This window comes from Curtobacterium sp. NPDC086286 (assembly GCF_044746255.1).
Taxonomy (GTDB): Bacteria; Actinomycetota; Actinomycetes; order Actinomycetales; family Microbacteriaceae; genus Curtobacterium.
Map to the genome: position 1 here is coordinate 245247 of NZ_JBIVBW010000006.1, position 15014 is coordinate 260260.

General features: G+C 74.1%; 17 protein-coding genes. 8 read left to right on the top strand and 9 right to left on the bottom strand.

The features are described from left to right. Window positions 1–19 precede the first annotated feature (19 nt). Complete coding sequence (locus ACIPKM_RS12925; RefSeq protein ID WP_402736898.1) at window positions 20–379, bottom strand: alpha/beta fold hydrolase; 360 nt, start codon at window positions 377–379, stop codon at window positions 20–22. Beyond that, window positions 265–630, bottom strand: a complete 366-nt coding sequence (locus tag ACIPKM_RS12930; RefSeq protein WP_402736857.1) for an alpha/beta fold hydrolase — start codon at window positions 628–630, stop codon at window positions 265–267. Before ACIPKM_RS12930 ends, ACIPKM_RS12925 begins: the two co-directional genes overlap by 115 nt. A gap of 44 nt (window positions 631–674) precedes the next feature. Between ACIPKM_RS12930 and ACIPKM_RS12935 the strand changes: the two genes are divergently transcribed. Continuing rightward, window positions 675–929, top strand: coding sequence for a Rho termination factor N-terminal domain-containing protein (locus tag ACIPKM_RS12935; protein WP_071294860.1), 255 nt, complete (start codon window positions 675–677; stop codon window positions 927–929). Between the two features lie 22 nt (window positions 930–951). Beyond that, on the top strand, window positions 952–1170 hold the full coding sequence (locus tag ACIPKM_RS12940) for a hypothetical protein (protein WP_402736858.1): 219 nt from the start codon (window positions 952–954) through the stop codon (window positions 1168–1170). A 3-nt stretch (window positions 1171–1173) separates the two neighbouring features. Here the strand turns inward: ACIPKM_RS12940 and ACIPKM_RS12945 are convergent, their stop codons facing one another. Genes ACIPKM_RS12945 through ACIPKM_RS12960 form a run of 4 tightly spaced genes read right to left on the bottom strand, consistent with a single transcriptional unit; the run spans window position 1174 to window position 4665 of the window. After that, window positions 1174–2007, bottom strand: coding sequence for a family 16 glycosylhydrolase (locus tag ACIPKM_RS12945; protein ID WP_402736859.1), 834 nt, complete (start codon window positions 2005–2007; stop codon window positions 1174–1176). 30 nt (window positions 2008–2037) lie between these two features. After that, on the bottom strand, window positions 2038–3348 hold the full coding sequence (locus ACIPKM_RS12950; RefSeq protein WP_070418747.1) for a PP2C family protein-serine/threonine phosphatase: 1311 nt from the start codon (window positions 3346–3348) through the stop codon (window positions 2038–2040). 49 nt (window positions 3349–3397) lie between these two features. Beyond that, window positions 3398–3658, bottom strand: a complete 261-nt coding sequence (locus tag ACIPKM_RS12955) for a hypothetical protein (protein WP_092387509.1) — start codon at window positions 3656–3658, stop codon at window positions 3398–3400. Window positions 3659–3684: 26 nt separating this feature from the next. Continuing rightward, window positions 3685–4665: an HD domain-containing protein gene (locus tag ACIPKM_RS12960; RefSeq protein ID WP_402736860.1), complete on the bottom strand. Its 981-nt coding sequence runs from the start codon at window positions 4663–4665 to the stop codon at window positions 3685–3687. A 96-nt stretch (window positions 4666–4761) separates the two neighbouring features. Here ACIPKM_RS12960 and ACIPKM_RS12965 point away from each other — a divergent pair, with 96 nt between their 5' ends. Next, the gene (locus ACIPKM_RS12965) at window positions 4762–5724 is read left to right on the top strand and encodes an SDR family NAD(P)-dependent oxidoreductase (RefSeq protein WP_402736861.1); all 963 of its coding nucleotides are present in this window, start codon (window positions 4762–4764) and stop codon (window positions 5722–5724) included. 72 nt (window positions 5725–5796) lie between these two features. Beyond that, the gene (locus ACIPKM_RS12970) at window positions 5797–7329 is read left to right on the top strand and encodes a hypothetical protein (protein ID WP_402736862.1); all 1533 of its coding nucleotides are present in this window, start codon (window positions 5797–5799) and stop codon (window positions 7327–7329) included. Here ACIPKM_RS12970 and ACIPKM_RS12975 read toward each other — a convergent pair. Then, complete coding sequence (locus ACIPKM_RS12975; protein ID WP_402736863.1) at window positions 7217–8443, bottom strand: cobalamin-independent methionine synthase II family protein; 1227 nt, start codon at window positions 8441–8443, stop codon at window positions 7217–7219. The two genes, ACIPKM_RS12970 and ACIPKM_RS12975, sit on opposite strands and share 113 nt — an antisense overlap. 58 nt (window positions 8444–8501) lie before the next feature. Between ACIPKM_RS12975 and ACIPKM_RS12980 the strand changes: the two genes are divergently transcribed. Together ACIPKM_RS12980 and ACIPKM_RS12985 are read left to right on the top strand one after the other, a co-directional pair. Then, window positions 8502–9530: a transporter gene (locus ACIPKM_RS12980; RefSeq protein ID WP_402736864.1), complete on the top strand. Its 1029-nt coding sequence runs from the start codon at window positions 8502–8504 to the stop codon at window positions 9528–9530. Window positions 9531–9828: 298 nt separating this feature from the next. Beyond that, window positions 9829–10638: a DUF1684 domain-containing protein gene (locus tag ACIPKM_RS12985; RefSeq protein ID WP_402736865.1), complete on the top strand. Its 810-nt coding sequence runs from the start codon at window positions 9829–9831 to the stop codon at window positions 10636–10638. Window positions 10639–10830: 192 nt separating this feature from the next. On the opposite strand, the gene ACIPKM_RS12990 is transcribed toward ACIPKM_RS12985, so the two are convergent. Beyond that, window positions 10831–11391, bottom strand: coding sequence for a histidine phosphatase family protein (locus ACIPKM_RS12990; RefSeq protein WP_402736866.1), 561 nt, complete (start codon window positions 11389–11391; stop codon window positions 10831–10833). A gap of 4 nt (window positions 11392–11395) precedes the next feature. Continuing rightward, window positions 11396–12112, bottom strand: a complete 717-nt coding sequence (locus ACIPKM_RS12995; RefSeq protein WP_083295328.1) for an MgtC/SapB family protein — start codon at window positions 12110–12112, stop codon at window positions 11396–11398. Between the two features lie 97 nt (window positions 12113–12209). Between ACIPKM_RS12995 and ACIPKM_RS13000 the strand changes: the two genes are divergently transcribed. Further along, window positions 12210–13694 carry a reverse transcriptase domain-containing protein gene (locus tag ACIPKM_RS13000; RefSeq protein ID WP_402736867.1) on the top strand — a complete coding sequence of 495 codons (1485 nt, stop codon included), beginning with the start codon at window positions 12210–12212 and terminating at the stop codon, window positions 13692–13694. Between the two features lie 81 nt (window positions 13695–13775). Beyond that, window positions 13776–14999, top strand: a complete 1224-nt coding sequence (locus tag ACIPKM_RS13005) for an acyl-CoA dehydrogenase family protein (RefSeq protein WP_402736868.1) — start codon at window positions 13776–13778, stop codon at window positions 14997–14999. Window positions 15000–15014 lie beyond the last annotated feature (15 nt).

Here is a 15014-nt window from a genome sequence, read left to right on the forward strand (position 1 = left end):
CCAGGAGTGCGGTGTCCGGTCAGTGCCGCGCGCGACGGCGGGGTGCGACACCGTCGCTCTTGTCGGTCGCGTGGAACGCCTCGACGAGCTGCGCGACGAGGTCCGGCTGCTCGACGACGAGGCCGTGCGTCGCCCTCGGGACCACTGCGAGTTCGCCGTCCGGCAGTGCCTCGAGCATCTGGGCGAGGTGGTCGAGCCGCACCTCGTCGTCGTCCCCGCACAGGATCAGGACCGGGACGTCGAGGCCGCCCAGCTGCGCCACCGTCACCGCGGGTTCCGCCGTGTGCAGCACCCGCGACTTGGCGGTGACGACCTCCCAGTGCTCCGGAGGGTCGGGGGACACCTCGGCGTAGGCGTCCGCCATGAACCGGGGCGGCACCCGACGAGGTGCACGGGACCGGCGCCGAGGGACCGCACGGTGCCGGCGAGTTCCTCGGCCATGTCCGCGAAGTGCCACGGGCCGTCGACGTCGGGAGTGCGACCGTGCCCGGCTCGGTCGACGAGCACGACACGGGCGCCACCGAACGCCGCGGCCAGCGCCGACATCGACCGGGAATCGGTGCCACCGGGGTGGAGCAGCACGATCGGGGTGCCCGGACCACCCTGGTCGGAGGTCCAGGGTTCGGTCATGCCGGAGTCTCCCACGTCGAGGACCCGGGCGTACGGTGTGCGCCATGCCGAACCAACTCAAGAAGCCGGACATGTACGAGGAGCTCCGCAAGGAGGGCAACTCGAAGGAGAAGGCCGCCCGCATCAGCAACGCCGCGGCGGCGCGGGGCGAGCACGCCGTGGCGAAGAAGGGCGGCGAGTCCGGGTCGTACGACGACTGGACCGTGGCGGACCTCAAGCGACGCGCGAAGGAGCTCGGCATCACCGGGTACTCGTCGAAGCGGAAGGCCGAGCTCGTCGAGGCGCTCCGGGAGCACTGACGGCATCTGGCACCATGGAGTCGTGAACGAGACGGGCATGCCGCGCTTCCGACGGATCTGGTCGACGGTGCAGGTGGGCGTGCTCGCCGTGGCCGTCGTGTTCTGCGTCGTGATGCTCGTGATCGGACAGGGCAAGCTCGACCGCGTGTACGCCGTGGCCGCGGTGTTCTTCGGCCTCGCCCTCATCGGGCACAGCACGTACCTGTGGCTCGTCGCGCGGAACGACCGCGGCCGCCCCTGAGCCTCAGGCGTTCGCGAAGACGCGCACCCAGTCCACCGTCATCTGCTGCGGGAAACGCGTCGACGCGTCGGGCGACCCGGGCCACGAGCCGCCGACGGCCACGTTGAGGACGACGAAGAACGGCTTGTCGAACACCCACGGATTCGCCCCGACGTCGGCACGGGTCAGCGTCCGGTACGCCGTGCCGTCGACCGACCACGTGATCGAGTCCGGACGCCAGTCGACGCCGAACACGTGGAAGTCGTCGGCGAACGGAGCCCCCGTGGGGTTCGTGGACGCCGCCGAGATGCCCTGCGCGCCGGAGTACCCCGGACCGTGCACCGTGCCGTGGACCGCGGTCGGTTCGTACCCGACGTTCTCCATCACGTCGATCTCGCCGCAGGCCGGCCACCCGACCGACCCGATGTCCGCGCCGAGCATCCAGAACGCGGGCCAGATCCCCTGCCCCCGCGGGATCCGGATGCGCGCCTCGATCCGGCCGTACTGCGCCGTCGACGTGCCCTCGGTCTTCAGTCGAGCCGAGGTGAACGAACCGTCGGCCTCACGCCGGGCGGTGATCACGAGGTTGCCGGCACCGTCGAGCGCCGCGTTCCGCCGGGAGTCCGTGTAGGTCTGCAGTTCCCCGTTGCCCCACCCGCCCGCGCCGAGGTCGTACCGCCAGACCGCGCTGTTCGGTGCACTGCCTGCTGGCCCGTCGAACTCGTCCGCGGCGAGCAGGGTGCCCGCTGCCGCCACGGCCGGCGTGGAGCGGCTCGCGATGCTCGTACCGACGATCGCGGCGGTGGTCCCGGCGATGCCGGCGGTCATGAACCGGCGACGGTCGATGCGGTCGTCCACGTCGTCCTCCTCGGGTGTGCGCGTGGGTGGTCAGGGTCGGTAGGCGATGCAGAGCACCGTGACGTCGTCGGGGTGCTCGCCGCGGTGGGCGAGCTCGGTGATCCCGTCGACGAGCTGCTGGGGGTGCGAGCGTTCGGCGACCCAGGCCTCGAAGCGGTCGAGCGCGTCGAGGTCCCCGCCGAAGAGGTCGAGCACCCCGTCGCTGACGCTCACGACGACGTCGCCGGGCTCGAGGTCGGTCGTCTCGCTCGACCACGAGGTCCCGACGCCGATCGGCAGGTGCCCGGACCGCAGCGACCGGACCGTGCCGTCGGCACGCCGGAGCAGGCTCAACCCGTGGCCGGCGTCGACCCAGCGGGCGTGGCCGTCGCGGTCGATCCGCACGTGGAAGCACGTCGTGAACTGTGCGCTCTCGACGTCGGATGTCCCGGTCGCCAGGCCGGCGGCCGCTCGACGGACCGCCGTGGCCGCGTCCGGTTCGTCGACGGTGCTGCGCACGAGGGACCGGACCGCGGCGGCGATCATGCCGGCGCCGACGCCCTTGCCCATCACGTCGCCGAGCGTGAAGGCCGCGCCGTCCGGTGTCGGGAACCAGTCGTAGAAGTCGCCGCCGACGGTCCGTGCCGGGATGCACACCCCGAGTGCGTGGAGTTCCGGTGGGAGTCCCTCCGTGGACGCGGGCAGCAGGGACTGCTGGACGAGGGCGGCCCGGTCGATCTCACCCTCGGCCACGCGACGACGACGCTGTGCGGTGCTGAGCCGGACGTCCGCCTGCCGGGCGAGCTCGTTGGTCACGGCCGCCGTCGCGCCGTACACGACGACCGCGAAGGCGAGCCGGACGAGTTCGCTCGGACGCGGTTCGGTGGGTTCCAGCACGTACGGCAACAGCAGCGTGGCGCAGGTCCCGAGCAGCGGGTACAGCACGTGGCGCCGACCCGGGCTCGCCGCCATCCAGATCACCGGCAGAACGACGACGGCGAGGAACACCGAACGGGTGTCGCCCGTGCCGTACCGGAGCAGCCCGATCGCGATGAAGTCGATCGCCGGGACGACCAGCTCGGCGCGGGCGGCGCCCGGCCAGCGCGCCATGACAGCTGCCGCCAGCAGTCCGCCGAGGGCGAGTGCCACGCCGGTCCACATCCGCGGCGCGTCGGTGACCGGGAGCCAGGGCGTGAGTGTGCTGGTCACCGCGGCGGCCACCACGAGGGCGGCGACGACGGACTGCTTCGCCAGGGGCGCCCACGAGGCGCGGAGCCCGACGAGCGCGATGGGCCCGGTGTCCTCCCGTGCGGTCACGGTCCAGGTCCTGGGGGTCGCGGTCGAGCCGGCCGTGCTGGTCATCGGGTCGAGTCAAGCCGCTCCGGCCCGGCGGGGCAAGCCCGTGCCCGGGTCACCCGAAGTGGAAGGCGAACGGTGCGAGCAACCCCGCGACCCAGACGAGCACCATGACGAGGGCGCCGATCGCGATGAACCGCCGGCGGCGTCGGAGCCGCGGACTCGGTTCGTCACCCCACATCTGTGCGCGGACGAGGACCCGGTTCGCCTGCTCGACGACCTTGCGCACCTCGGGATCGTCGAGTTCCAGCACGCCGTCGCGGGCGTGCTGGGCGATGACGGTCGCCTCGTCGACGGTGAGGTCGTCCTTGCGCATGGGCCCATCGTGGCAGGCGGCCCGCGTCAGCGCACCCCGTCGCGCGTCACGGCCACCCGGAGCGGCAGGCCCGCGGCGAGCGCCTCGACACGCGGATCGCGCAGGGGACGCCCTCCGACCGTCGGCAGGTCGAGGTAGCCACGGCTGACCGTGTGCCGGAGCGCACCGGACGGCACGGGTCCGTCGCCGGTGCGCATGCGCCACGCCTGCGGTCGGCGACGCAGGAAGTCGGCGTCGGTGGCGGTGTCGGGGTCGGCGACGAGGCGCGCCCAGACCTCGTCCTCGGTGCTCCGGGCGAGGTCGGTCGGCGACAGCGCACCGCGGTCGAGCAGCCGCCCGACGAGGTCGCGGAGCACGGTCACGGGCACGAGGTTCGCCGCGGAGCGTTGTGCGAGTGCCTCGCGGATGGCCAGGTCGGCCAGCTCGAGGGCGTCGTCCGGATCCGCGTCGACCGTCCCGCCGACGAGCCGCAGGCGACCGAGCAGCACGTGCGGCGGCGTCTGCGTCCGTCCGTGCGCCTGGCCGCTCCGGAGGAACGAGTCCAGGTGGTCGAGCTTCAGTCCGCCCGGGACCGACGTCAGCACCGACGGCACGCGGCCCTCGTCGACCGCGATGACCTGGTCGGCGTCGATACCAGGGACCTCGTCCGCGAGGCGCCGGATCGCGGTTCGTCCGAGGGAGTGGTGCTCGAGGCCGCCCAGACCCTCCAAGGTGTGGCTGAACGGCAGGTGTCCGACGTCGTGCAGGAGTGCGGTCGTGCGGGCGAGGTGGTCGTCCGGAGCGAAGGCGGTGACGAGCGCGAGCACCCCGAGGGAGTGTTCGAGCCGCGAGTACGACTGGGTCGTCGTGAGCGCGGCACCACCGGCGTGGGCGACGAACGCGAGCCGTCGCACCGTCCACGTCTCGAGCAGTCGTCGTTCGAGCGGGGTGAGCCGCACCTCCACCCGCCAGAGCGGATCGAACCAGACCCCGTCGATCCCGAGCGTGTCCACCGCGTCCCCGTGCACCGTTCCCCCTCGTCGCCTGCCCCTCGACGCTACCGGACCCGCCGTGCAGCACGCGCCCTGTGCGGGGACGGAGCCGCGACCGCGTAGCAAGGACCCATGGCACATCGGTTCCGCGGGAAGATCGTCGTCGTCACCGGAGCATCGAGCGGGATCGGCAGGGCCGCCGCGCACGAGTTCGCACGGCAGGGCGCGACGCTCGTGCTGGCCGCCCGCAGCCACGACTCGCTCGAAGCCGCCGCCGCCGAGTGCCGGGCGCTCGGGGCCGAGGCAGTCGCGATCCCCACGGACGTCGCCGACGAGCACGCCGTCCGCGACCTCGTCGCGACCACCACGACCCGCTTCGGACGGATCGACGTCTTCGTGGGGAACGCCGCACTGTTCGTCTACGGCCTCTTCGAGCAGACCCCGACCGAGGCCTTCAAGCGCGTCGTCGACACGAACCTGTACGGCCACCTGCACGCGATCACCGCCCTGCTCCCGCACTGGAAGCAGCGGGGCGAGGGCACCTACGTCCTCGTCGGCTCGATCCAGTCCCTGCTGTCCGCGCCGTACCAGTCCGCCTACGTGACGAGCAAGCACGCGGCCCTCGGCCTGGTCGACGTCCTCGGCGACGAGTTCGCCGGTACGGGCATCCGCTTCGCCGCGCTCCTGCCGTCGACCATCGACACGCCGATCTACCAGAACGGCGCCAACTACACCGGCAAGACCTCGCACCCGTTGCCGCCGACGGTGTCCGTCGAGCGTGCCGGCCGCGCGGTCGTCCGGACGGCACTGCACCCCAAGCGCTACCGGTTCGTCGGCCGGATCCAGGCGTCGCTCGTGCCGCTGCAGTACGTCTTCCCCGGGCTGTTCCACAAGATCACCAAGCCGATGGTGCAGACGTTCGCGCTCCGCGGCACGGGAGCACCGACCGACGGCAACCTCTGGACCCCGGCCGACGCCGGCAACGCGACGAACGGCGGCTGGGTCGCGAAGCGCCGCCGCGTGACCCGGCCGCTGGCCTGGGCGGGCGTGGCTGCGGTCGTGGGCGCCGTGTTGCTCGGGCGCTCCCGCCGGTGACCGGAGCGGCCGCATCCGACCGCTAACCTGCTGCACGCGAGCGCGTCGGGTGCTCGCGGATCGGGGGACCGCATGGCCGACGCAGGACCGGCGACACGGGTCGAGGTTGACACCGAGGACGCTGCCCGGGCACGTGCACGGTCGCACCGCGCGGGCTCGAAGGCGGGCAGCGGACCCTGGACCACCGTGCTCGTCACCGCGTGGATCGTGCTCGTCGTCGCCTTCGTCGCGATCGCGGTGTTCGAGAACGCCTTCCGGTACCGGGCGGTCGGCGCCTCGTTCCTCATCGCATCGGCGTGGACGCTCCCGCCGCTGCTCGTCCTGCACGGCATCCACGCCGCCGTCGTCCGTCCCGGCGGGCCGCGCGCCCGCCGTCGTGACGCCCCCTTCGACCGTGCCGCGGCCCGGGTGGTCGCCGAATCGCGTGCGGCGGGGTTCCCGGACCTCGACGTCGCCGCCGTGGTCCGGATGCTCCGATCGGCGGACAACGGCCCCGACCCGGGCACCGGCGAGCGTGGGATGCCCGACTGGCCGCTCCTCCGCTGGGAACTGCCGCTCGCGCCGCCACAGCCCGGTCGGTTCGTCGTCGCCGAGCGCAGGAGCGGACCGGAGCGCGGGAGCGGACCCGAGCGCGGGAGCGGACCCGAACGCACCGTGCTGACGCTGGTCGAGCCGCGGGCCGAGACCCCCGTTCCCCGGACCGCCCCGTCGGTGGCGGAGCACCTCGGCACGATCGTGCTCGGGGCGTACCGACCGGACGCGCCGGCCCCGTTCACCGCCTCGCGCATCGGCGGTGCCCCCGCGGTGCCCGAGGGATGGGAGTGGCCGCTGTGCGTCCACCACGACGAACCGATGCAGTTCACCGCCCAGATCGAACACCGGGAGACGCTCGTCAGCGTGTTCGTGTGTCAGTTCGACCCGGGGACGTGTGCCTCGTGGGAGCCCGACAGCGGCGCGAACGCGGCGTTCGTGTTCTCCCTCCGAGGGCTGCACCTCGCGGCCGGACCCGTCTCACCGCACGGCGATCCCGACGACCCGGAGCCGGCGTCCCCACCGCTCCTCGCCGACGCGATGCTCCTCCGGAACGTGCCGGTGCCGATGGTCCACGACGACGAGGATCCCGACCGAGTGCTCGCGGCTGCGGCAGCCGAGGGGGTCCTCGTCGCGGGCCAGTACGGCGGCGTGCCGGAGTGGATCCAGGACGACGAGACCCCGGTGGGCACCGAGTTCGTCGCGTCGATCGAGCCGGGTCCGCTCGGGTTCGACCTCGGCGACGCCGGCCGGGCGTACGTCTTCAGCGACGGCGCGGGCGTCGGTGCTCTGGCAGACCTCCTGAGCTCCGACGTCCCTCTCGGGGAGACGCGACCGCCTGCGGGCCCGGAGGCGCGGGTCGGGCCCGCACCGCGCCTCCAGACCGTCCCGTGCGAGCGTCCGCACACCGTGACAGGCCGTGCGGGCCGCACCGAGCGCGGAACCTCGCACGCTGCGACGGCTAGAAGAGCGTCGCGCTCGCCCGGCGCGCGCCCTCGCCGAGGGACTCGAGCTTCGCGGCGGCGATCTGCGGGTGGATGCGGCCGCCGAGGCCGCAGTCGGTGCCGGCGATGACGCGCTCCCGGCCGACGACCGAGGCGAACCGCTCGATGCGCTGCGCGACGAGGTCCGGGTGCTCGACGACGTTCGTGGCGTGGCCGACCACGCCGGGCACGATGACCTTGCCGTCCGGCAGCGCGACGTCCTGCCAGACCGTCCACTCGTGCTCGTGGCGCGCGTTGGCGGCCTCGAACGAGTACGCGCCGGCATCGATGTCGAGCATGAGGTCGACGATGTGGCGGAGCTCGATGTCGGTGGTGTGCGGGCCGTGCCACGAGCCCCAGCAGAGGTGGAAGCGCACCCGCGAGGTGTCGAGGCCGCGCAGCGCGTGGTTGAGCGCCTCGACGCGGATGCGGGTGAAGGCGCGGTAGTCCTCGACGGTCGGCTCCGGGTTGATCTGGTCCCAGTTCTCGGCGATCGAGGGGTCGTCGATCTGCAGGACGAGACCGGCGTCGAGGATGATCCGGTACTCCTCGCGCAGGGCGTCGGCCCAGGCCCAGATGTGCTCCTCGTCGGTGGCGTAGTACTCGTTCGCGACCCGCGCGGCGGACCCGGGGGAGAGCGCCGTGATGAAGCCGTTCGCGGCGCCGGCCGCCTCGACGGCGTGCCGGAGGTTGGCGGCGTCCGTCCGGGCTGCCTCGTGCCCGGTGTACGCGATCGGGCCGGTCGTCGTCGGGAACGCGGTGGCGTTCTTGCCCGTGCCGATGCCCGAGCCCGGGTCGGTGTATGCCTCGCGGAAGATCGTCCAGTCGCGGCGGTCCGGGAAGCTCGTGAGCCGGACATGTCCGGGCTCGGAGCGGACCGGCTCCTGCGTGAAGATGTCCTCGTCGGTCAGGCTGAGGCCGCTGACGCGCTGGAACGAGTAGCCCCACCAGGCGCCGTAGTCGACGCTGTTCGACATCGCCTTGCCGAACTCGCCGTCGCCGGGCTGCGTGATGCCGAGGGCGGTCTGGCGGGCGACGACGTCGTCGACCGCGGCGCTCGTGAGCGCACGGACCTCGTCGGTGGTCTCCAGCGTGAAGCCGTCGGCGCCGAGGGGCCGGGCGGCGTTCGCGGCGATGAGTTCCGGCGTGCGGGGCAACGAGCCGGCGGTGGTGGCCTGGACGTGGTCGGTGTTCTCGAAGGACATGGTGCCCAATCTGGCACGGGACCCCCGGGAGCGGTCCGACTCGGGAGAATGGGACACCGTGCCCCGTCCCACCACCCGCATCCCGCTCAACACCCTCGCCGTCCCGTTCGGTCTCGCCGGCTTCGCCGAGACCTGGTCGTACGCCGCCCCCGTCCTCGACCTGCCGGCCGTCCTCCCGCAGGTCTTCTGGGGCATCGCCGCCGTCGCCTGGACCTGGCTGCTCGCCGCGCACGCCGTCCGCGGGGTCCGGGTGCGCGCGCACGACCGGCTCGTCGATCAACTGCGGCACCCCGCGCAGGGTCCCCTCGCTGCCCTGGTCCCGGCGACCGCGATGCTGCTCGGGGTCGACCTCGCGCACGGCTGGCCGGTCGGCGGGAGGGTGCTCGTGCTCGTCGCCGTGGCGGTCGCCGCCGGGTTCGCCGCCTGGCTCCTCGCGACGTGGTTCGAGGGTCGGCTCGCCCTCGAGTCGGTGCACGGCGGTTACCTCCTGCCGACCGTCGCAGCGGCGCTCGTCGGCTCGGTCGCCACGCACGAGGTCGGGCTCACCTGGCTCTCCTGGGCCTGCTTCGGTGTCGGCGTGTTCTTCTGGGTCGTGATGACCGGGCTGCTCCTCATCCGGCTGTCCTTCCGCCCCGCGCTGCCCGCACCGCTCGTGCCGACGATGGCGATCCTCGTGGCACCGCCGTCGGTCGCCACGGTCGCGGTGTTCGCGCTGACGGACGACGTGCTCACGGTCCCGGTGCAGGCGATCACCGGGCTCGGCGTGCTGCTCGTCGCGGTGCAGGTCGCCCTGCTGCCGCGGTACGTGCGGCTACCCTTCTCGCTCGGGTTCTGGTCGTTCGTGTTCCCGGCGGCGGCAGTCGCGACGGCCGCGATCGAGTGGCTGCGGGTGCTCGACGTGTGGTGGGCGTGGATCCCCACCGCGGGGGTGCTCGCCCTGCTCTCGGTGCTGGTCGCGGTCGTCGGGTCGCGGTCGATCGCGCTGGCTGTGCGGCACCTGCTGCCCCAGGCGGAGGGCGTCCTGCAGGCCGCCGACGACGAGGACGCCGAGCCCGGCACCGTGACGGGCGCGACCCGGACGGTCTGAAGGTGACCACGGTTCGGGAGGCGGGGGGGGGCGGGCCCCCCCCCCCCCCCCCCCCCCCCCGGGGGCCCCCCCCCCCCCCCCGCGGCGCCCCCCCCCCCCCGCCGGGGGCGCCCCCCCCGCCCCCCGCCCCCGCGCGGGGGGGGGGGGGGGCGGGGGGGGGGGGGGGGGCCCCCGGGGGGGGGGGGGGGGGGGGCGGCCCCCCCCCCCCCCCCGCCTCCCGAACCGGTCGGGCACACCGCGTGACGTCCGGAGACGACGTGCGTCGTCACCCGGCCGTGACACGACGTACCGTCGTGGCATGACCACGACGACGCCGACCGCAGCCGACTTCCGCTCCGAGTGGGCCGCGTGGCACGACGCCCACGAGGCGGCCCGGGCGAGTGCGCACGGCTTCCTCGCGATCACGAGCATCCGGTGGCTGACGGGCACGCCGGAGCGCTTCGACGACGCGCCCGGGGAGTGGTCGACCTCGGAGGCGGGACCGGTCGTCACCCTCGACGACGGCGAGTCGATCGAGGTCGACGGCGTCGCGGTGACGGGCAGGCACCGGTTCGGTCCGCTGCCCGAGCGGTCGAGCACGACCATCGCGTGGCAGGACGGCGACGAGCGGGTCGTCATCGAGGTCGCCCGGCGTGGCGGCAGTGACGTCCTCCGACCGCGGCACCCCTCGAACCCGACGCGGACCGGGTACACCGGGACGCCGTCGTACTCGCCGGACCCGTCGTTCGCGGTCGCGGCGCACTTCGAGCCGTTCGACACGCCCCGCTCGGTGACCGTCGGGTCGGTGGTCGACGGGCTGCAGCACGTGTACGAGGCGCCCGGCGTGCTGACGTTCGACCTCGACGGTCCGCGGTCGCTCCTGGCGTTCAACGGGTACGGCGACGGGCTCCTGGTGCTGTTCACCGACCGGACGAGCGGCGTGACGACCTACGCGGCCAACCGGAGCCTGGACGTCCCGGCGCCGGACGCGTCGGGCGCGACGACGATCGACTTCAACCGGGCGACGAACCTGCCGTGCGCCTACACGCCGCACGCGACGTGCCCGTTGCCGCCGGCGGAGAACCGGCTCGACGTCGCGGTGGAGGCGGGGGAGCAGCTGCCGGCGTGACGCGGCGGGGCGGCGCGGCGGCGCGGCGCGGGGTGCAAGGCGCGCGGTGTTCGACACCGCACCACCGGATCGACGCGCGGAACGTCGCACCATGCACGTGCATCGGATGCGCGGGCATCGTCCGACACTCCACCAGGTGATCGACGGGTGCGATGTCGCAGCATGCACACGCACCCGCGCGCGACGCCCGGCTCAGGGCACCTCGACGCGGGCCCAACCACTCGTCGCCCGCCACGTGCCGGGGTCGAACGAGAACACGCTGCCCATCCCCGGCTGGTCGAGCGCACGGGTGACCGGCACGCCCCGCAGGTCGGCGAGCAGCAGCGCCCCGACCGCACCGTGCGACACGATCGTGACGTCGCCGGCGTCGGTCAGCGCCCGCACGGCACGGACGATGCGGTCCTGGGCGTCGACGGCGCGCTCCCACCCGCGCACCGAGTCCTCCGGCGTGGCGAAGAACGCGTCGACGACCCCGTCGAACTCCGGGGGCGGCAGGTAGCCCGTCGCGCTCCGGTCGATCTCGCCGAGCGCCGCGTCCGTCGAGTGCACGAGCCCCACCGCCTCCGCGAGGATCGCCGCCGTGTCGACCGCCTTCTGCTCGGTGCTCGACACGATCCGCTGGACCCCGGGGCCCCAGGCGACGGCCGCGGCTCCGGCAGCGCGGGCACGCCCGTCGGGGGAGAGCCCCCACGACTCGATCGGCCGCGCGGGGTCGACGACCACCTCGGCGTGGGTCAGGAAGAACGAGGGCACGGTGTCACTCCAGGTCGTCGGCGGCCGACGGGTCGACGACGCGCACACCGTCGACCTCGCCGATCCGGGCGATGAGCAGGGACCCCTCGGCACGGCCGGCGACGTCGATCCGGACCGCGGTGGCGTCGACCCGGTCGGTGTCCTGCCGCACGAGCCGGGCGACCCGCCACCCGCCGGCCGTCGCGAGGGCGAGCACGTCCGGCAGCACCCCGCGGCCGGCGTCGTAGACCACGTCGAGCGTCATCGACTGCTCGGCGGAGCGGGACAGCGCCCGGACGATCGCGGTGTAGCCGAACACGACGACGAAGTGCAGGGCCGTGACGACGAGTGCGAGCAGCCAGAGGCCGGCACCCGCGGCCATGCCGATCGCCGCGGTCTCCCACACCGCGGCGGCCGTGGTGAGGCCCCGGACGGCTCCGCGTCGGGTGAGGATCAGCCCGGCGCCGAGGAACCCGACACCGGAGACGATCTGCGCCGCGACGCGCGAGGGGTCGAGCACGACGTGGTCCGGCACGAGGACGTCGCTGAACCCGTACTTGCTCACGAGCAGCATGAGGGCCGACGCGGTCCCGACGATCGCCTGCGTGCGGATGCCTGCGCTCTTCGACCGGAGCTGCCGCTCGAGGCCGATGAGCGACGCGAGGGCGAACGCGAGCAGGACCTCGCCGATCTGGACCCACCCCTGTCCGGCGAGGGGCTCCGTGAGCTGTTGGATCGTCACGCCGAGCGACGATACGCCGGCACCCGGCGGACGGGAGGCGCGGTGCGGGCCCGACCCGCGCCTCCCGTCCGTCAGCGGGTCGCCGTAGGGTGAGCGCGTGGAGTTCCCGGGGGAGGCGGCCGACGCGCGTGACGCGTCGACCTCTCCGGGGTCACCCCGGGGCACGCAGGACCAGCAGGACGACACGCCCCGAGCGGGACGGCGCGCTCCGCGCGCGACGCCGCACGGAGGCACCGACGGGTCCCCCGGGAACCCCACGCCACTGACCGTCGTCGCCGGTGCCCTCGCCGACGCGTTCCTGACCGCGGAGCACTGGGGACCGGACGACCTGACCGCCGCCGGCTGGGCGGTGGTCGGCGTCGAGCGCGCCTACGTCGGGCTCGCGGTCGCAGCGGCCCTCGCCGCACACCCGCGACCACCGGTCGACGCACCGCGACAGCTCGCGGCGGTGCTCGAGGCGTCGCCGCGCCTCGCCGAGCTGCACCGCGCACGCGAGGCGCGCCGACCGGTCCGGGTCGTCGCGCGCCGGGCGACCGCGGTCCGGGCGCGTCCGGAGACCGCGAGCCGACTGCTCGTCGACACGCTGCCCGAGCTCGCGCGCGAGCTCGACCTCACCGTCGGGCGGCTGCTCTGGCTCGCCGACACCCGCTCGTGGAACCGGCGACCGGGGTCGTCGAGCCCGCTCCACCACCACCGCTGCGAGTGGATCCGTCGACCCGGACGCACGCCGCGGCTGCTCGAGAAGCCGATGGACATGCTCCGCCGGACGCAGCGGACGATCCTCGACGAGCTCCTCACCGCGCTGCCGGTGCACGACGCGGCGCACGGCTTCGTCGGCGGTCGGAGCGTCGTGACCGGAGCCACGGCGCACACCGGGCGGCAGGTCGTCGTCACGGCCGACCTGACGTCCTTCTTCGCGAGCGTCACCGCGCCCACCGTGTACGGGGTCTTCCGTGCGGCGGGCTTCGCGGAGCCGCTCGCACACGTCCTCACGGGCGTGTGCACGCACCGGGTGCCGGTGCACGTCCTCAGCGCGATGCCGGACGGCGGCAGCCCCGAGGAACGGCAGGCGCTGCGCGCGATGCTCCGGGAAGCCCACCTGCCGCAGGGCGCGCCGACCTCACCGGCGCTGGCGAACACGGCGCTCCGGCACCTGGACGCGCGGCTCGCGGGGTGGGCGGCCTCGGTCGGCGCGGTCTACACGCGGTACGCCGACGACCTGACGTTCAGCGGTGACGAGCGGCTCGCGGCCCGACCGGACGCGTTCCTCCGCGGGGTCGACCGGATCGTCACGGAGCAGGGACTCCGGCTGAACCCGTCGAAGACCCGGGTGCGGCGACGGGGCACGCGGCAGTCGGTCACCGGGGTCGTCGTCAACGACCGGACGTCGCCCGGTCGGCGCGAGGTCGACCGGCTGCACGCGATCCTGCACAACGCCGCCGAGCACGGTCCGGCGTCGCAGAACCGTGCTGGGCACCCCGACTTCCGGGCGCACCTGCTCGGGCGGATCGGGTGGGTCGAGCAGGTCCACCCCGGACGCGCACGGCGCCTGCACGAGGAGTTCGCCCGCATCACGTGGTGATCCCGGGCCGTCCCGGTGCGGGTGTGACGCCGGGTTGCAGCGGGCACGGGCACGACGCCCGACCGCCGGTAGCGTGCCGCCATGTGCCCGAGTGAGATCCCGGCCGACGCCCGCTACGAGGAACTGATCGCGCCGCTGCGACCGGTGATCGAGCGGATCGCCCTCGACGCCCGGCAGCGGGAACGCGAGGAACGGCTCGCCACCGACCAGCTCGGGTGGCTCGTCGACGCCGGGTTCGCGCGCTGGCGCACCCCGGTCGCGTGGGGCGGGATCGGGGCCCGACTGTCGGACGTGTTCCGGGCGGTCGCCGAGATCGCCGAGGTCGACCCGAACCTCGCGCACGTGTGGCGGAACCACTTCTCGTTCATCGAGGACCGGGTGCACGCCGAGGGGAGCGCCTCCGACCGGGCGATCGTCGAACGCCTCGGTGGCGGGGAGTTCGTCGGCGGTGGGTGGAGCGAGACGCCGAACCCGGCCGGAGCGGACATCAGCACGCGGCTCACCCCGGACCCGGACGGCGGCTGGCGCGTCACCGGCCGGAAGTTCTACTCGACGGGGAGCATCTACGCCCGGTGGATCACGGTGCTGGCGCTCGACGACGCCGGAGCACGGTTCGTCGCGCTCGTGGACGCCCGCGACCCGGGCGTGCGGATCGGCGACGACTGGGACGGGTTCGGCCAGCGGATCACCGGCAGCGGGAGCGTGACGTACACCGACGTGCGCGTGCCCGACGAGCGGGTCCTGCCGTACGCGACGCGCTACCCGTACCAGGAGCAGTACTACCAGACGGTGATGCACGCGATCCTCGTCGGCATCGGGCGTGCGGCCCTCCGCGAGGGGATCGAGGCGCTGCGCTCCCGGCAGCGCGGGCACCACAACGGCACGACCACGGACCCGACCGCCGACCCCGAGCTGCTCAGCACGATCGGCACCGTCGCGGCGCGGGTGTACGCCGCCGACGCCGCGTTCACCGCGAGCCTCGGACCGGTGGACGCCGCCGTCGACCGCCACACCGGACTCCGGGCGGCCGGCGCGGACCCCTCGACGGACCCGGTGCTGCGCGCCGCGCTCGAGCGGAGCTGGATCGCGGTCGCCCAGGCGCAGACGGTGGTCACCGACGCCGTGCTCGACGCGACGACGCTCGTGTTCGACGCCCTCGGGTCGAGCGGCACGTTCCGCTCCCTGGGGCTCGACCGGCACTGGCGGAACGCCCGGACCCTGGCGTCGCACAACCCGCGCGTGCACAAGCGGCGCATCGTCGGGGACCTGCTCGTGAACGGCGCCAGCCCGCTCGACCGCGTGTAACCCGCCGTCACGAGG